13 protein-coding genes and 1 pseudogene are annotated in these 19,042 nt (G+C 43.3%); 7 read left to right on the forward strand and 7 right to left on the reverse strand.

Translation table 11 applies throughout. The annotated features are described in order from the left end of the window. Positions 1-298: 298 nt before the first annotated feature. Complete coding sequence (locus J7623_RS04495; protein ID WP_291917623.1) at positions 299-2,677, reverse strand: thiamine pyrophosphate-dependent enzyme; 2,379 nt, start codon at positions 2,675-2,677, stop codon at positions 299-301. A 224-nt stretch (positions 2,678-2,901) separates the two neighbouring features. Here J7623_RS04495 and J7623_RS04500 point away from each other — a divergent pair, with 224 nt between their 5' ends. Further along, positions 2,902-3,306, forward strand: coding sequence for a DUF1573 domain-containing protein (locus J7623_RS04500; RefSeq protein ID WP_291917626.1), 405 nt, complete (start codon positions 2,902-2,904; stop codon positions 3,304-3,306). A 110-nt stretch (positions 3,307-3,416) separates the two neighbouring features. Continuing rightward, positions 3,417-4,616, forward strand: a complete 1,200-nt coding sequence (locus tag J7623_RS04505; protein WP_291917629.1) for a pyridoxal phosphate-dependent aminotransferase — start codon at positions 3,417-3,419, stop codon at positions 4,614-4,616. Positions 4,617-5,410: 794 nt separating this feature from the next. Here the strand turns inward: J7623_RS04505 and carA are convergent. After that, positions 5,411-6,523: a glutamine-hydrolyzing carbamoyl-phosphate synthase small subunit gene (gene carA / locus J7623_RS04510; RefSeq protein ID WP_291917632.1), complete on the reverse strand. Its 1,113-nt coding sequence runs from the start codon at positions 6,521-6,523 to the stop codon at positions 5,411-5,413. Positions 6,524-6,661: 138 nt separating this feature from the next. Continuing rightward, positions 6,662-7,489, reverse strand: a complete 828-nt coding sequence (locus J7623_RS04515; protein WP_291917634.1) for a hypothetical protein — start codon at positions 7,487-7,489, stop codon at positions 6,662-6,664. A 234-nt stretch (positions 7,490-7,723) separates the two neighbouring features. Here J7623_RS04515 and J7623_RS04520 point away from each other — a divergent pair, with 234 nt between their 5' ends. The 5 genes from J7623_RS04520 (at position 7,724) to J7623_RS04540 (ending at position 16,053) form a co-directional block, all read left to right on the forward strand. Next, entirely contained in the window at positions 7,724-8,287 is a 564-nt protein-coding gene (locus tag J7623_RS04520) for an RNA polymerase sigma-70 factor (protein WP_291917635.1), read from the forward strand. Positions 8,288-8,361: 74 nt separating this feature from the next. Beyond that, on the forward strand, positions 8,362-9,486 hold the full coding sequence (locus tag J7623_RS04525) for a FecR domain-containing protein (protein WP_291917637.1): 1,125 nt from the start codon (positions 8,362-8,364) through the stop codon (positions 9,484-9,486). A 206-nt stretch (positions 9,487-9,692) separates the two neighbouring features. Further along, positions 9,693-13,181, forward strand: coding sequence for a TonB-dependent receptor (locus J7623_RS04530; RefSeq protein ID WP_291917641.1), 3,489 nt, complete (start codon positions 9,693-9,695; stop codon positions 13,179-13,181). A 17-nt stretch (positions 13,182-13,198) separates the two neighbouring features. Then, the gene (locus tag J7623_RS04535; RefSeq protein ID WP_291917644.1) at positions 13,199-14,698 is read left to right on the forward strand and encodes a RagB/SusD family nutrient uptake outer membrane protein; all 1,500 of its coding nucleotides are present in this window, start codon (positions 13,199-13,201) and stop codon (positions 14,696-14,698) included. Positions 14,699-14,703: 5 nt separating this feature from the next. Beyond that, on the forward strand, positions 14,704-16,053 hold the full coding sequence (locus J7623_RS04540; protein ID WP_291917647.1) for a glycoside hydrolase family 16 protein: 1,350 nt from the start codon (positions 14,704-14,706) through the stop codon (positions 16,051-16,053). A 215-nt stretch (positions 16,054-16,268) separates the two neighbouring features. Here J7623_RS04540 and rplQ read toward each other — a convergent pair. The 4 genes and pseudogenes from rplQ to rpsK form a co-directional block, all read right to left on the reverse strand. Further along, positions 16,269-16,619 (reverse strand): annotated as a pseudogene (gene rplQ / locus J7623_RS04545) (50S ribosomal protein L17); the annotation flags it as partial. Positions 16,620-16,773: 154 nt separating this feature from the next. Beyond that, positions 16,774-17,769, reverse strand: a complete 996-nt coding sequence (locus J7623_RS04550; protein ID WP_291917653.1) for a DNA-directed RNA polymerase subunit alpha — start codon at positions 17,767-17,769, stop codon at positions 16,774-16,776. A 69-nt stretch (positions 17,770-17,838) separates the two neighbouring features. Continuing rightward, on the reverse strand, positions 17,839-18,444 hold the full coding sequence (gene rpsD / locus J7623_RS04555; RefSeq protein WP_079470751.1) for a 30S ribosomal protein S4: 606 nt from the start codon (positions 18,442-18,444) through the stop codon (positions 17,839-17,841). Between the two features lie 156 nt (positions 18,445-18,600). Then, positions 18,601-19,002, reverse strand: a complete 402-nt coding sequence (gene rpsK / locus J7623_RS04560) for a 30S ribosomal protein S11 (protein WP_291917657.1) — start codon at positions 19,000-19,002, stop codon at positions 18,601-18,603. Between the last annotated feature and the right edge of the window lie 40 nt (positions 19,003-19,042).

Genomic DNA, 19,042 nt, shown 5'->3' on the forward strand with positions numbered 1-19,042 from the left:
GCCGGCCGGATGATAATGCCAGGTACATCTTTCTTATTTATTTTCTTATCTGACATCAACATGAAATAATCATTAACTCCGCGCCTATCGCTTCTTACATTCAAAAAATCCCCACACCTTTGCTGCGCCATAATAGCAACATACTACTAAGCCTATCAACTGCTTAATTTTAAAAGAGGCCGTCATTTCAGCAGATGCATGCTGTTATGATGGCTTCGCCAATTCCGGTAATTATATAAAATAAAAAGCCGGTTCCTGTTAAGAAACCGGCTTCGGGATATTTTAATCAGAGCAGATGCTATTCCTGCATCATCTCCATCACTATCTTTACTACATCTTCCGTATTAGGCTTAGAGAAATAATCCCCGTCGGAACCATAGGCCGGACGGTGTGCCTGAGCACTCAACGTGCGTGGTGCCACATCGAGGAAACGGTAACCACCCTGATTTTCTATCACTTCCTGGAACATATACGCGGTGCCTCCACCAGGTACATCTTCATCCACAAAAAGAATACGGTTGGTTTTCTTCAATGACTCCACAATGCTGTGATTAATATCGAAGGGCAATAAGGTTTGCACATCTATCAGCTCACAGGAAACACCTACTTCATTCAAGGTAGTAATTGCTTCTTCAATGATGCGGGTCATAGAGCCGTATGTAACGATAGTAACATCTGTTCCTTCGTGCAATACTTCCGGAATACCCATTGGCACTGTGAATGACTCCAGGTTAGCAGGTAATTTTTCCTTTAAACGGTAGCCGTTCAACGATTCTATCACCAGGGCTGGTTCATTGGCTTGCAGGAGGGTATTATACATCCCTGCTGCCTGTACCATGTTGCGGGGTACACAAACATACATACCGCGAAGGGCGTTAATAATCATTCCCATTGGAGAGCCGCTGTGCCAGATACCTTCCAGGCGATGGCCGCGGGTACGTACAATAATGGGACAGGCCATACTACCCTTGGTACGATATTGCAGGGAAGCCACATCGTCACTGAGTGGTTGTAAACCATACAGCAGATAGTCGAGATACTGTATTTCCGCTATCGGGCGAAGGCCACGTAATGCCATCCCAATACCTTGTCCCATGATGGTCAGCTCACGTATACCGGTATCGGCTATACGATTTTTTCCATGCTTCTGTTGTAAACCGGCAAAGCCCTGGTTTACGTCTCCTATTTTACCTACATCTTCTCCGAAAGCAAATACTTTAGGGTTGTTGGTAAACAGTTGATCAAAATATTTATTCAGTATTTCGTAGCCATTAACAGTAATACTGTCTGCTTCGTATGCAGCGGGTATTGCTGGTACATTCAGTGCTGAGTTTACACCGGTGGCATGTAAATAAGAATTATAGTTTTCTTTTTCTTCCTGCAGATAGGCATCATAATACTGTTGCAGTGCCTGGATAGCGGCAGCTGATTTCAGATGTTTGTGCTTCAGCAGGATGGTAGCAGCTGCTTTTAAAATATCCCGGCGAAGTGGTTCGCGGTTATTTTGCAGATCACGGATCGCCAGGTTGACCATGTTTACATCGGCTCCTGCTACTTCCGCAATAGGGGCAGCCAGGGTCACGAACGATTGTACATGTGCTTTAATAGGTGCGATATATTTTTCCCAGGCGCTTTTGCGGGCTTCCTGTGCTTTTACTTTGGCTTCTGCTTCTACTGCCTGCAGTTCATCTTCAGTGCATAATGCGTTTTCGATGATCCAGGAGCGCATTTTAAGGTTGCAGTCAAATTCCCTTTCCCAGGAAAGACGTTCCTTACTTTTGTAGCGCTCGTGGGAACCGCTGGTGGAGTGGCCCTGAGGCTGTGTGATTTCTTCAACGTGGAAGATAGCAGGAATATGTGTTTCGCGGATTTTGCGGATAGCCGCTTCAAATACCTCACACATGCCGGCATAGTCCCAGCCTTTTACATTATAGATATCAAAGCCATTAGAATCTTCTGTTTTACGGAATCCTTCCAGGGCGGCGCTGATAGAGTTTTTCGTTGTCTGATATTTACGGGGTACGGAAATACCGTAACCATCATCCCACACAAATACGGCGAGAGGTACCTGTAGTACGCCTGCAGCATTGATGGTTTCCCAGAAATGTCCTTCCGACGTTGAGGCGTCACCGATAGTAGCAAAACAGATTTCGCTACCATTATTAGAAAGTCCTTTAAGATCGTGTAAGGCTTCTACATCCCGGAACATTTTGGACGCATAAGCCAGGCCGAGTGCACGGGGCATCTGACCGGCAGTAGGCGCCATGTCCGCTGCGGAATTTTTCGTTTCCACCAGGTTAAGCCAATTGCCATCCTTATCAAGATTGGGGGTAGCAAAATGGGAATTCATCTGGCGGCCGCCGGAAAACGGATCGTTTTTCAGGTCGGGATCAGCATATAACTGCGAAAAAAATTGTTCAGGAGTAGCGATACCTGTGGCAAATGCAACAGTTTGGTCGCGATAATAACCGGAACGGAAGTCCCCTGGCTGAAAGTATTTTGACATTGCTATCTGCGCCACTTCCTTTCCATCGCCAAAAATGCCAAACTTTGCCTTCCCGGTAAGCACTTCCTTACGGGCCAGCAGACTAATTTCCCTGCTATCACAGGCCAACCTGTAATCATTTAGCACTTCCTTACGAAATTCTTCGAATGACAACCGGCTTTCTAAATTCATAGCTAGTTCGTTATTTTCTATCATGCCTCATGGTTAAAGTACAAAAGTAAGGTTAATTATACAGTAGAAAAACGCACGGAAACCTACATTTAAAATAATCTGATTTTTTTTAATAAGAATTTAATAAATTGTAAGGTTTGTAATGCTTTTTGGCCGTAAATTTGTTCTTACCAGAAAAGATATCAATATTTTTTAACCGGTCGTTTTAAAACCATCATATGAAAATGAAAAAGTTTATCTTATCCCTGTTTGCAAGCATGCTGCTGACTACAGCGCTGTGGGCTCAAACCACATCTACTCAGAATCCTGCTGATACAAAAGTAAAATTCGTAAAGGAAACTGTTGATTTTGGCAAAACTGAACTAAACAAACCGGTAACTGCTGATTTCGAATTTACCAACATTTCCAAAGAACCAATTTTAATCGAAGCTGCCCGCGCAAGTTGCGGTTGCACTACACCAAAATGGACACAGGAACCTATTCTTCCTGGTAAAAAAGGAAAAGTTACCGCCACTTACAGCGCTAACGGTGTAGGTCAACAGAACAAAACCATCTGGGTGAAGTTCAGAGGCGTGGATCAGGATAAAGAACTGCACCTGACCGGTACAGTTGGTTCCAACAACAAGTAATCGTCCACAACTTTAAACATACTAAGACCTTACAGTACAATGTACTGTAAGGTTTTTTGTTGCCCATACGATCCCCTATCTTTGCACAGCAAAAGAATCAAAACAATTTTATGCCTACCATTAGCCAGAGAGGTGTGCAAATGCCACCATCTCCCATCAGAAAGCTCGTACCATTCGCAGAAGCAGCCAAGAAAAGAGGTGTGAAGGTATACCACCTGAACATCGGTCAGCCGGACATCGAAACGCCGAAACCAGTACTGGATGCGGTGCGTCATTCCGATTTCAAAATCCTTGAATACAGCCACAGTGCCGGCAATGAAAGCTACCGTAAGAAGCTGGTTACCTATTATGAAAGATTCAACATCTCTCTTAATCCCAACCAGATTATCGTTACTACAGGAGGCTCCGAAGCCATCGTGTTTGCATTCATGGCCTGCCTGGATCCGGGAGATGAAGTAATTGTACCTGAACCATTTTATGCCAACTACAACGGCTTTGCCGTGGAAGCGGAAGTAAAAATTAAAACCATTACTGCCAGTATTGACACCGGTTTTGCGTTACCGGCAATGGCTGATTTTGAAAAAGCCATTACACCGCGTACTAAAGCGATCCTGATCTGTAACCCTAATAACCCAACCGGTTACCTGTATAGTAAGGAAGAAATGGAAGTGCTGAAGCAATTGTGCCTGAAATATAACCTGTTCCTGTTTTCTGATGAGGCTTACCGCGAGTTTTGCTATACGGGTGAGCATTTCTCTGCCATGAACCTGGAAGGTATGGAAGATAATGTGATCCTGATGGATACCATTTCCAAAAGATATAGCGCCTGTGGCGGCCGTATCGGGGCTTTTGTCACCAAAAACCAATCGGTGCTGGATGCAGCAATGAAGTTTGCACAAGCGCGTCTGAGTCCTCCCTCCTTCGCGCAAATTGCCGGTGAAGCTGCAGTGGACCTGCCGGTGAACTATTTCGACGGTATCAAAGCTGAATACCAGAGCCGCAGAGATATCCTGGTAAAAATGCTGAACGAAATTCCTGGCGTATACTGCCCTAATCCGGGCGGCGCATTCTATGCTATGGCTAAATTACCAATCGATGATTCGGATAAGTTCTGCCAATGGATGCTGGAATCTTTTTCTCATGAAGGACAAACCGTGATGATGGCGCCTGCTACCGGATTTTATGCGACTCCTGGGTTGGGTAAAAATGAAGTTCGCCTGGCTTATGTATTAAATACAACCGACATTAGTCATGCGATGGTCTGCCTGGAAAAAGCACTTGAAATATATCCGGGAAAAACTTCCAAATAATTTTCTTTGGAAATCGTGTATAAAGTACACTAAGTTACCAAATAAACATATTATGAATAATTTTATATTTGTTTTTTTATGCAAAAACACGATTTTTTAACACACAACACTTGGAATTCTCGTGTTTTGTTTTGTATATTTGATGTAGAAATAACAACAACGACAAAAAAAATCAAATTATAAAAATATTTACAAATACGATAGACGGCAAAATCTAAACTTGTTTAAGAAAAATTTAACCTGCATTATTTCTTATAACGTTTATTTGGTCCGACCTTTGAATTGTTATTACGAAGAAAGAATTATCACTCTTCTGTAAAACTCAAAGAATTACTAAAACGTTTTAGCATAATATCGTATTTTTGTATCAGTTTTTCATAACGTGGAATTTATAAAGGCAAACGGCTCTGATCACAGAGCCGTATTTTTTTGCCCTTTTTTGCCGATTTCTTCCTAAAACACGCAAAAAGGCCATGTTTCGAATAAATATTCCCAAAAATTCCCCCTTCTGCTTTACCTTTTTTCTATAATATTGTTATGTAATAAAACGGGCGGAATAACTAACACAACGTGTTACTGTATTTCGTTTGTTTTCATAACGTGGAATTTTAAAATGCAACGGTCCCGATTCTTCGGGACCGTCTCTGTTTTAAAAAAGCTAAAAGCAGAAAGCAGAAAGCAAAAAGCTATAAAAGCGAATGACCGAAGCGATTAATAAAATAATCTACGCTTCGGTCATTCGCTTTTATAGCTTTTTGCTTTCTGCTTTATGCTTTATGCTTTATGCTTTTAGCTTACGCCTTATGCTTCTTAATCATTGTAAAGAAATCATCAAACAGGTAACGGCTATCGAACGGTCCGGGTGTGGATTCCGGGTGATACTGTACACTGAATGCCGGCTTATTTTTAATACGGATACCTTCTACAGAGTTATCGTTCAGGTTAATGTGGGTTACTTCCACATGTTCGCTGGCGGCCACTGCTTTAGGATCTACTGCAAAACCGTGGTTCTGGGTAGTGATTTCGCACAAACCTGTTTGCAGGTTCTTCACCGGATGATTTAATCCACGGTGACCGTGGTGCATTTTATAAGTTGGGATACCATTGGCCAGCGCCAGTAACTGATGTCCCAGGCAAATACCAAACATCGGTCTTTCTGCTGCCAGAATCTGTTTCACCGTATCAACTGCATAAGTCAATGGAGCCGGATCACCAGGGCCATTGGAAATAAAGTAGGCATGTGGTTTAAATGCTTCACATACTTCAAACGGAGTATCTGTAGGGAATACCTGCAGATAAGCACCCTTTTCAGACAGGCATTTCAACATGTTTCTCTTTACACCATTATCCAGTACTGCAATACGAATGTCCGCTGCCGGATCACCCACATTGTATACTTCCGGTGTAGTTACTTCTTTGCACAGCGCCAAACCTTCCATAGAAGGAACTTTAGCCAACTCTGCTTTCAGTTGCTCTACATCCAGGATAGAAGAGGAAATGATACAGTTCATAGCACCTTTACTGCGAATGTGGGATACAAGCGCACGGGTGTCTACATCATAAATGGCTACCAGCTCATTATCAGTCAGGAACGTTTCCAGGGAAGCATCTGCCATTTTCCTGGAATAGTTATACGCGATATTTTTAGCGATCAAACCGTTGATCTTCACACTGCTGCTTTCTACGTCATCTTTTTTAGTGCCGTAGTTTCCAATATAGCAGTTGTTCATTATCAACACCTGTCCTTTGTAAGAAGGGTCTGTAAACACTTCCTGGTAACCCGTCATACCGGTATTGAAAGCTAATTCACCGGCAGCAGTGCCAATTTTTCCAAAAGCTTTTCCCTGAAAAACCGTACCGTCGTCTAACAGCAGTATGGCAGGTTGGATGGTTCTTGTCTGAGGCATTTCTGGTATCTGTCTTGTTTTATATTTTAAAAAAAACCTTCAAGGGTACAATCAGCCCTGAAGGTTCGGATAAAAAACCGTGCAAAGGTATGAAATGCAACAGTTAATTATCGATTTTTTTTACCAGAAATGAATATGTTACTTAATTTTTACAGATTTCAGTATTCTTTGCGCTACCTGGTACCCCACCTGGTCATCATCCCTGTAGTTAATTAGTATCTGCCAACGGGCACTACCCTTTATCATCACCAGGTTACAAAAAACCAAACGGATACCTCCTTTATATAAATAATTCCCTTCTTCCAAAATTCCCTTCATTCCTGAAATAAGCACTGGCACTGATTTGCAATTCATATCGGTGGCAGTTTCACTGAGCTGCATATCGTTGTGTGAGGCGGCCATGGCTGTTTCCAGGTCGTTTGCCGCATTAGCCTGGTAGTTATACATATTTACAGCAATCCGGATACCGCCACCATCTTCATTTCTATAGCTCTTGGCATATTCTATCATCTTAGCCTCCTCTCCTTCCAATGGCTGATCATGCACCCATAACTTCACCGGTGTGCTTATTTCAAGCGCCTGACGGCCAATGGTGGCGGTTTGCCAGCTATTGTACAACGAACTCGCCGGTACTTTCGGATAAATAAAAGTAAACACCGCCCTTTTTCCGAATAAAGTGCCGGTCACCGCAATAAGTACCAGGAATACCGAAAAAAACAGGATCACCTTTCCCCTGTTGCCCGGCTGTAATTGCGCTTTCATCCAGGACACCATAAAGTTGGGTTTATTAATTTTCAGGGAGATGCCTACTTCCTGGGTGTATTCTGTAAATGAGCCCATAGGACGATGTTTCTGCCAATCGGCAAATGTCTTTGGTAACTTCTTACCACAGGTATCACAAAAAGTCAGGTATTCCGATTTCAGTGGGTTGGCATGTCCACAACTATCACAGTGCAGGTATTTCATAGGAGTATCGTTAAATGCGAACAGGTGTAATATTACGAAATATATTTATTTAATATCCCGGAGATTTTATCCAAAAAAACAGGTCCTCACATTCCGGGGGGCAAAGAAAGCATTTCACACGGAAATTACCGCAGTGAATTATTGCGCTATTCATAAAAAAGTAGCAAATTTGAATCGGGCGCGCAAAACAAATTTGCGCCGAAGGATAAGTGGCTGCTGAAGGCTAAAGCGTATATGAGGAATTATAAACTATTAAACGATGACGAATTACTTCTTTTAATAAAGAAAGGAGAAGTACATGCGTTCAACGAAATATACTTCCGCCATTTTACTACCCTTTACCGCTTTGCCTATAATATTCTCAAAAACGAAGAGGAATGCAGCGACGCCATACAGGAAATATTTGTATGGATTTGGGAGAATAGAGAAAAACTGGATATCACTTCTCTCAAAAATTATCTTATTGCTTCTGTTAAATACCGGCTGGCCAGGGTGATACAAACATCCCGCCGTCATGCGGAAATTATCGCAGCCAATATTCCTGTAGCTGCTTTCACCGTTATAGAAGACGATATAGAAGCCAGGGAGCTGAAAAAAGTAATCAGCGACTGGACAGAAACCCTTCCCCCGCGCGCCAGGCAAATATTCCAGCTCAGCCGGGAACAACATCTTAGCAACAAAGAAATAGCTCTGCAGTTGGGCATTTCCGAAAAAACAGTAGAAAATCAAATCACCATCGCCCTGAAAAAATTACGTTCCGATTTAACCAAACGGATGCTCTCCCTCTTATTTCTTTAACTTTTTTTTCTGATGCTTGGGGGCTGGCCTCCCTTTATGTCTCTTACTATACAACGGGATATAAAAAGCACTACATGAACCAGGAACAACTCACTGCTATTATTGAGCGCATTGCCAACAACACCGCTACAGACGAAGACATCTCCGTTTACAGTGCCTGGTGTGATGCCCAACAGGAACAGGCGCAGGAGTTGAATGACCTGTCAGATATAGAAGCATTCACCTTCCGTCAAATACAACGTAGAACCGGACTGTCAACCAGAAAATGGATGATGATCCGTCGCATTGCCGCTGCAGCCGCTGTAACAGGTATCCTGGCCGGCAGCTTGTATATTTATAAATATGCCAACCACCGGGTAACTCCCGCGCCAATCGCCGCTGTTACTACAGATCACCCGATTACCGCCGGAAAAAATACCGCTACCTTAACACTGGCCAACGGGAAAACAATTGTACTGGCGGATAGCCACGACGGCAAACTGACCAACCAGGCAGGATCCGAAATTACCAAAACAACAGATGGCTCCCTGGAATATCATCCTGTTGCTACCGGAGCCGCTATTGATATTCAATACAATAAATTAAGCACCGCACGGGGAGAACAATACCAGATTACATTGCCTGATGGCACCAAAGTATGGCTGAATGCTGCTACCACCCTTACTTTCCCCACTTCCTTCGCCAACCTGCCTTCCCGGAAAGTAGACGTCACCGGCGAAGCATATTTCGAAGTAACACCAGATGCCGCACATCCATTTATTGTGCGTACCACCCAACAGGAAGTGAAAGTATTGGGCACCAGTTTCAACATCAATAATTACGCGGATGAACCACTTGCGAAAACAACCCTGATTCAGGGTGCTATTAAAATAAACAATGGAAAAACTTTAACGCCAGGACAACAGGCCATCAGCGCCAAAGATGGCGCTATGAAGATTGCCAACGTAGCCACAGAAGCCACCATTGCCTGGAAGAACGGCTATTTCGAATTCAACGACGAAGACATTTATGAAATCATGCGCAAGGTATCGCGCTGGTATAATGTAGAAGTAATTTATGAGGGCGATATTCCCATGAACGCCATGGAGGGTACCATCTCCAGGTTCGAGGACGTTACCAAAGTTTTAAACACCATACAAAAAACAGGACTGCTCAGATTCAGAATAGCACAAAAGAAAATTTATGTGAGCAAATATTGATACCACGAAGTGAACAATTTTTGAAAAAACACCATTTAAAATTCCAAACAATTATGAAGTAAACAAACAGCCAAAATTTTCCTTTGCTGAATAAAAAAAACGTGAAAGTGAGGAAGCACTTCCACGTTAGCTGTAAGGCCAAATCAGCATTGAATTTCGTCAGTAGAAAGATCAACATCTAATTCAAAACCAAACTAAGTAAAGGTATGAAATTAAGCCTTCTTGACAAGGAGGGCAGGGCTCATTATTGCCTGTCTTCAAAAATCATCTTTTTTATGCGACTCGCCACTCCGGTATTACTTGCTCTTTTCGTCAGCCTCAGCGCTGCGGCCAGTGCGCAGAACGTCACACTTTCCGAAAAGAACAGTTCACTGTATTCCGTGCTCCGTAAAATACGGACACAAACCGGCTACAACTTCTTTTATGTAAAGGATTACCTGAACACAGCAAAGCCGGTTAACGTAAACCTGTCTAATGCGCCATTGGCAGAGGCCCTGAAAGCAGTTTTTGCTGATCAGCCACTGACCTATGCCATAGAAGACAAAGAAATCACTATTAAAAAGAAAGAAAGCCCTGCCACCACTATCAGCAGCTTTGCTGAAGTAACGGGTAGAGTAGTTGATGAGGAAGGGCATCCCATACCCTTCGTCAGCGTGGTTATTAAAGGAAGTACTAAAGGTGCTATTTCCGCTACCGACGGTAGTTTCAAGCTGCAGGTAACCAAAGGTGATATCCTGTTGGTGACCAGTGTAGGATTTGAACCTAAAGAAATTCCTTATACGGGTCAAACTACTATCGATGTCACGCTGAAAAAATCTACCAGCAGCTTAACAGACGTGGTGGTGATCGGTTATGGTACCGTTACTAAAAAGAACCTGACTGGTGCAGTAACAACGGTAAAAGGCAAAGACCTGGATGTAAGTACTACCACTACTTTTCAATCTGCGTTACAGGGTAAAGCTGCTGGCGTGCAGGTGACACAAGCCACTGGCCAACCCGGTGCCGGTGTGAAAGTACAGATCAGAAGTAACCCTTCCAATGCAGATGGTGGCGTGTTATATGTAGTAGATGGTATTCCCGTAAATGACGCGGCGGATCAACCTCAACTCAGTGGCAATGTAGGCGGATCAAAATATGGTATTGGTGGTGTGGATAAATCGCCGTTAAACTTTATCAACCCTAACGATATTGCCTCCATCGAAATATTAAAAGACGCAAGTGCTGCCTCCATTTACGGTGCCAGAGCGGGATCCGGCGTAGTATTGATTACTACCAAAAAAGGTACCTCAGGTAAACCAAGGGTGGATTACACCGGCAGTTATGGCATACAACGCGTTGATAAAATGTATCCTGTATATGGTGCAGCCGACTACATGAACCAACGGAATTTGCTGAAAGAAGAAATGTGGTACCGTGACAATAAACTGGCACCATATTATGGAACCGTTGATCCATCTACTGTTTCGCCTTTTAGTCCAATTTATTCCAAAGGGCAGATCGATTCCGCCCGCAACAATACAGAAAAAGCCACCGACGCTATTACCAGAGCAGGCTTTACCACACAACATAACCTTTCTATCTCCGGCGGCAATGGTAAAACCACCTACTTTGCTTCTGGTAACTATTTCGACCAGAAAGGGGTGATCATCGGAACGGATTACAAACGTTATAACGGTCGTTTGAGCCTTGACCAGGTAGTTTCCGACAAAATTAAAGTAGGCGCTAATATTATCCTTTCTAATTCTTCTGCCAATAATACCATTACGGGTGGTGCAAATGAGAATGGTGGTATTATTACTTCAGCAATTTACTGGGCACCGGTACAGCCCCTGCAAAAGGCTGATGGCAGCTATCCACTCAACCCATATTATTCCAATATTCCTAACCCATTATCATATGGCACAGTTACCGACCTGACAGTTACCAACCGCGCGTTGAGCAGTGCATATGCGGAATGGACTATTATCCCGGACCTGAAAGCCAACGCGCGTTTCAGCCTGGATAACTCTAACTCTAAAAGATCATCGTATTTCCCTACTACTTTTAGCTATGGCGCAAAAGTAAATGGCTCGGCAGGTATTTCTGAGTCTGATGCGAAAGTGAAATTGGTGGAGTATACATTGTCGTATAACAAAACCCTGTCGCCTAAACATTCCATCAGTGCGGTGGCTGGCTATAGTTATCAGAAAACTGACTGGGAAGGTTTCAACGCTGCCAATCAGAATTTTCTCTCTGATATATCTCAATATTACAGCTTACAGTCAGGTCAGGCACTGTCTCCATCAGTTGGTTCCTCTAAATCACAAACCACCTGGGCGTCGTATTTTGCAAGGGCCATCTATGTATTCAAAGGGAATGTTACTTTACAAGCCTCCATTCGCCGTGATGGTTCCTCCGTTTTTGCACAAAACATCAAATGGGGTAACTTCCCAGGTGTTTCAGCAGGCTGGGTTATTTCAGATGAGTCCTTTCTACAAAATCTGAAAGCTTTATCGTACCTGAAACTGAGAGCAGGATATGGCGAAACTGGTAACAGCTATTTCGGTAAAACCGGAACAGTGAGTGAAATGGCCGCAGCATTCGCGCTTTACAACTCCAGTTTAAGCCCTTACTTCGGAACTGGTACTGTTAATTCCGCATTGGTACTCAAACGTGCTGCTAATCCAAATCTTACGTGGGAAACTGCCGGCGAGTTTAACGCCGGACTGGACTTTGCCTTTTTTAATAACAGGCTAAGTGGATCAGTAGATTACTTCAACAAGAATATCAGGAATCTTATCTACTTCGTTCCTTACCCATCAGGATTCATTATTGACGGGGTTTATAGCAATTCCGGTCAAACCCGTTCTACCGGTTATGAGATTGCTTTACAAAGCAGAAATATCGTTTCACCGAACGGTTTTAACTGGTCAACCAGTGTCAACTTCTCCCACTATCTCAATTACTGGGTAAAGAGAAGCCCCGAAATGCAGGCCCGCCTGGACAGATGGGAGGCTCCTACCGGCAAAAACGCCTTGTACAATGGCGCATATGGTTATGAATCCACCGGTCTTTATAAAGGCGATAAAGCAAGTATACCATCCTATATGCCAGGCATGCTTCCCGGTGGTCTTATAATTAAAGATATTCATGGATTTGATGCCAATGGAAATTTAACAAGTCCGGACGGTGCTATCAGTGCTGCTGATAAAACCTTACTCGGTAACCTGGATCCCCGGTTTAACTTCGGTATAGGAAATACCTTCTCCTACAAAGGTTTTGACCTGACCATTTTCATGTCAGGACTGGTACAAAAGAAATGGTCACCATACCTGTCAGGCAGAGTACAGGAAAGCACTACCAACAGTTTTGGTTTTAACGCGATGCCGGTATCTTCCAGCCGCTGGAGCTTCCAGAACCCAACCGGAAATTTCCCAACGTCTTTAACAGATGGATCTTATTCACAGTATCAGAATGCCGCCAGCTACTGGTTCATCGATGCATCTTTCTTACGTTGCAGAAATATCACACTGGGTTATGCGCTTCCTGCAAAAATGTTGTCTAAGCAACATACATTTTCTGCAGTACGCTTCTCCTTTGATGTACAGAATCCATTCACCATTACGAAGTATCCGGGACTGGATCCGGAGCTGAATCCAGACAACTTGTATCCGTTGGTGAAAAGCTATGTTTTTGGCGTTAACGTATCCTTCTAACAATTAACAGAGAAATCATGAAATGTATATATAATCAACTCAAATTAGCGCTGCTGGCAGGTACCGTCGCTTTAACCGCATGTGAAAAGGGGCTTGACTATAAAAGTTATGGCGACTTATCTTCTGTTGTTACCACTCCACAGGGAGCCGCAGCAAATGTAAACGCTGCCTACACCGGCTTAGCTGGTGGAGCCGATTGGCAGGGAGGCTGGGATGCCGGTACTTATGCATGGCGTACACAAGCCATGATGACTACTGACGAAGGCGTTTGCGCCTGGGGAGGAAACTGGCTCCCACTCCGCGCACTGAACTATAACCCGGATTTCGACTGGGTAACACACAACTACAACAGGTATACTCCTTATATCTCCCGGATCACTATCTCTTTAAATGATATATCAAATCTCACTATCGACGAAACAGTGAAAAAGAGATACCTGGGTGAATTAAAAGGACTGAGAGCCCACTATGCAGAAATGTTGTATTTCAACTATGGCCCTTTTACCATTGTAACAGATGCCAAAGTAGCAGCAGATCCAAAAGCACCTTATGTTCCAAGACCTACAATCGCTCAAACAGTAGCACAAATTGAAAAGGATTTCAAAGAAGCTGCTGATGCGTTACCAGATAAATTCACCGGACAAGACTATGGACGCTTTTCCAAAGCCGCTGCCCTCACCGGATTGATGAAGTTGTATATGCATGAAAAAAGATGGAATGATGCAGTCACAATCGGGAAAACAATTACCGGCATGGGATATTCCCTGGTGAATAACTACGAGGATAACTTCAACATCAATAACAAAGGTGGTAATTCTACTGAAATAATTTTAGCAGTAGTATGCTCTGCTACCGGAGGCGATCAGTATTCCAATATGTGGCTGGCTCACTCACTTCCCGGCGATTACCAGGATTCAACCGGCATTCCATTGACAGCATGGGGTGGCTATAAAATGCCATGGGCTACCTATGATAAATTCGATAAAAAAGACAAACGCCTGAAAGTAGTACTGGAAAGCTATCCGGTAGGCAAAACTGCTGATGGTAAAGTGATCTATAAGAATGCCAGAACCAATGGTGATCTGGGCGCGGTGGCAATGAAGTTTGGACCGGATCCATCCAAAGCGAACTCCCAAAACAGCGCTGTAGATTTTCCTATTTACCGCTATGCAGATGTGCTGTTGATGCTGGCAGAAAGCATCAACGAAGCCAATGGCGCACCTAACCAGGAAGCCTATGATGCAATTAATGCAGTCAGAAAAAGAGCTGGCTTAGGCGATTTACCAACAGGCTTATCTAAAAGTCAATTCCTGGCTAAACTACAGGATGAAAGATTATTTGAATTATGGGGAGAAGGTTGGAGAAAAGATGACCTCATTCGCTGGAATCTCTATATCCAACGCGCTGTAAACGATGGTTCCACCACTGCCCAGTCTTATAAAGTGCTGTTGCCTTTACCAAGATCCGTGGTGAATCAAAGCAATGGTGTTATCAAACAAAACGAAGGATATAACTAGTGATTATGAAACAACTGTTTGGCCTGTTTTTATTAATATCATCCAACTTATGGGCGCAGCAACCAGCTGCGCCCATAACGTCTGTAAAAGGCAGTGTGAAATCAACATTCGACACAACAGCGCCTGACATTTCCAGTTCCGCGGCTGTACCAGAAGGCATGAAGCTTTTCTGGCATGATGAATTCAATGATACCGTACTGGATAGGAGTAAATGGTTTACTGTCTATTATTCCAATATTGACTTTCTGAAGAAGGACAACCTGCAGGCCATGCGGGACGACAGTCTTCCACAGGCGGCTTATTCTTTCACCGGTCATTCCATTCACCTGTTTACGAACGACACCCTTCCCGTTAAACCCTTTTACCCTGGTAATAACAGAAAGATTTCGTCTATTCAGACCTATGATTGGAGAACCAATGAAAATAAGCTCGATAACAGCCGCGGAGGGTACTTTGAGGTAAGAGTAAAGAGAAGCTATACCGGGCATCCTAAAGGGCTTAATACGGCCTTCTGGTTCGATTCTCCGGGACCAGACCTGAAGTACTACCTGCAGGAAGGAACTACCCTGGAAGGGACCACCGGTATCCGGCCTAAAGGGCAGGTATTTGAAATAGATGTATTTGAAAACCTGGATGCGCAGTTTGTGCTGCATGGCCATGTGGATGAGAAAGGTAACTTTGTACATAACCTGGCGACACATATTGCTGAGGGCTTTACTCATGAAAATAACTGGGTGGTGCATGGTATTCTCTGGACGCCCACCAGCATCAAACATTACATCAATGGTAAGCTGATCAAAGCTTATACAGACAAGCACCAGGTATATTCACCCAATCACTTTATGAATGTATTCCTGGGAAGCTATGGCGCCGGAGGATCTGTAGACATGGAAGTAGATTATATCCGGGGTTATCAATGGCCCCTGGAAGGTGGAAATGAATTGCCTAATCCCGGTTTTGAAGCCAACCAGCAGGGATTACCCTGGGAAGGTGATGTGACCCTTTCTACTGATATCAGGCGGAGTGGTAAACAGGCTTTGTTACTGGCACCTGGTCAGGAAATAGCGCAATATGTATATCTGAATAATGATGTGCCTTATGAACTCACTTATTGGGCTAACGGGCAGGGTAACCTGTATGCGGCTGTTGATAATGTGAAGTTGGTTACGGGAGAAATGGAAAAAGCGGTATCACAAACTACTGCGGGTGGTGAATCATTTGGCAGGCATGCCTTGCGCTTTCGTACGGGTAAAGAGTATGGCGATAATATGAAAACAGTGCGTATTTATTTTAAGAATACGGGTAAGCATCCGATCGTGATAGATGATGTTACTGTAATGAAAGTGGGCAGATAAACGACTTACCATAAAACGGAAAGAGGGTGTCATTCAACATGACACCCTCTTTTTTCGTATCGTAAGATATAAGATTACTCAGCAGATTTTTCTTCTGTTGCAGTATCAGCAGCTTTAGTTTCAGTTGCTTCTTCTGCTTTCTTCTTAGCACCACCGGCACGACGGGTTTTCTTAGCAGCAGCTTTTTCTTCTGTTTTACCGTAGATTTCGTTGAAGTCTACCAGTTCAATCAGCGCAACTTCTGCGTTATCCCCATGACGTTTACCCAGTTTAATGATACGGGTGTAACCACCAGGACGGGTAGCTATTTTCTCACTGATCGTACCGAACAGTTCCTTGATAGCTTCTTTATCCTGCAGGTAGCTGAACACAATTCTACGGTTGTGGGTAGAATCGTTTTTACCTCTTGTCAGCAGCGGCTCAACATACACGCGCAGTGCTTTCGCTTTAGCGAGGGTAGTGGTGATACGTTTGTGGCTGATCAGTTCGCAAGCCAGATTGGACATCAGGGCTTTACGGTGGGAAGCAGTTCTGCTTAATTTGTTTAATTTAACTCCGTGACGCATGACATTTTGTTTTTACCCTTACACCGTGTCAGGAATTGTAAGGTCTGTTTAAATATAAGCTGATAGCGGTTGGCTAAGAGCCTTTGGATATAAAATTTTTAGCCTTTAATCCCTTGCCGGAGGGCGAAGGACTAAAGGCTAAAAGTTATTTGAACTATTCTTCTTCTAATTTCAGTTTAGACAGATCCATACCGAAGTGCAGACCTCTTTCGCCTAATACCTGTTCAATTTCGCTGAGTGATTTCTGGCCGAAGTTTCTGAACTTCATCAGTTCTTCCTGTTCGTATTGTACCAGTTCACTGAGGGAATTGATTTTAGCTGCTTTCAGACAGTTGAATGCACGTACGCTCAGATCGAGATCTTCGAGAGGTGTTTTCAGTATCTTACGCAGTTGCAGTGTTTGTTCGTCCACTACATCTTCTTTTTCAGTGTCTTTAGTATCAAAGCTGATGTTTTCATCAGTAATGATCATCAGGTGTTGAATCAGGATGCGGGAAGCTTGTTTCACTGCTTCTTCCGGATGGATAGTACCGTCTGTGACAACCTCCATTACGAGTTTCTCATAGTCAGTTTTTTGCTCCACACGGGTATTTTCTATGCTATACTTTACGTTTTTAATCGGCGTAAAGATAGAGTCGATTGCGATGTAGCCAAATACAGCATCTTTGGGTTTATTTTCCTCAGCTGGAACATAACCACGGCCTTTACCGATAGTCAGTTCGATATCCAGCTTGGCAGAAGGGTCCAGGGTGCAGATTAACAGCTCAGGGTTCATGATCTGGAAAGCGCTGGTGGCTTTTTCGATCATGTCTGCGCGGAATTCTGTTTTACCTTTGATGGACAGCGTGATCTTTTCGTTCGTTACATCACTTTCAGAGATTCTTTTGAAACGTACTTGTTTCAGGTTCAAAATGATCTCAGTAACGTCTTCAGTAACACCTTTCAGCGTAGCGAACTCGTGATCTGCTCCTTCAATTTTAATACCCACAATGGCATAGCCCTCCAAAGAAGACAACAGTACGCGACGTAACGCATTACCGACTGTCACAGCATAACCTGGTTCTAATGGACGGAATTCGAATTGAGCTTCAAAGTCGGTAGACTTCTGCAATACGATCTTATCAGGTTTCTGGAAATTTAAAATTGCCATTGATGTGATAGATTTATTTGTTAAATATGAGGTTAGTCCATGACCTTCTGGCCATGGACTAATTATTTATTACTTAGAGTACAATTCTACGATCAGTTGTTCCTTGATATTTTCAGGAACGCTCTCTCTCTCAGGATAAGCAATGAATACACCTTTCATTTCTTTCTCATTCCAATCCAACCAGCTGAATTTAGGATTTTTACCACGGATAACGCTGGTTAATGCAGAATTGTTTGCAGTTTTATTTTTCAGGCTGATCACATCTCCTGGTTTCAGTTGGAAAGAAGGAGTGTTTACAACGATACCGTTAACGGTAACGTGTTTGTGAGAAACCAGCTGACGTGCAGCAGGACGGGAAGGAGCGATACCCAGACGGAAAACGGTGTTATCCAGACGGGCTTCGAGCAATTTGATCAATACTTCACCGGCAACACCTTTTCTACGGGTAGCTTCGTCGAACAGGTTACGGAACTGGCGCTCCAGCAAACCGTAAGTGTACTTTGCTTTTTGTTTTTCTCTCAGCTGCAGTGCGTATTCGCCTAATTGTTTGCGTTTACGGTTAGCACCATGCTGACCCGGAGGGTTGCTGTTCTTACTTAAATACTTACCATTGCCGAGAATGGGTTCACCAAAAATTCTGGAAATTTTGGTCTTTGGTCCTGTGTACCTTGCCATGTTTTAAATATACTTTAGATTTTTTAGTTAATGATGTATGCTCTTCAAAAAATCTGAAAACCTGATCATACACCCATTTATTTAATAGTAAATTACAATGTCCAGAAACCAAACTTCTGTTGAAATTTGGCTTCTGGATATCGTAAATATATATTACTATACTCTTCTCTTCTTAGGAGGACGGCAACCGTTGTGAGGTAAAGGCGTAACGTCTTTAATCATGTTCACTTCGATTCCAGAGTTGGCGATCGCACGGATAGCGCTTTCACGACCAGCTCCAGGGCCTTTCACAAAAACATCTGCTCTTTTCAGACCTGAGTCCATAGCTACTTTAGCAGCATCCTGTGCAGCCAGCTGAGCTGCATATGGAGTGTTCTTTTTAGAACCTCTGAAGCCCATTTTACCAGCAGAAGACCAGGAAATAACCTGACCATGCTTGTTGGTGATGCTAACAATGATGTTGTTAAAGCTAGCAGAGATATGAACATCTCCGTAGTTATCTACTTTTACTACCCTCTTTTTACTAGCAGCAGTTTTTGAATTATTTGCTTTTGCCATAATGATTTAAATTCCAAATATGAAATTCCAGATCCCAAAT

This window comes from Chitinophaga sp., assembly GCF_017745275.1.
In the GTDB taxonomy this organism is placed as follows: domain Bacteria; phylum Bacteroidota; class Bacteroidia; order Chitinophagales; family Chitinophagaceae; genus Chitinophaga.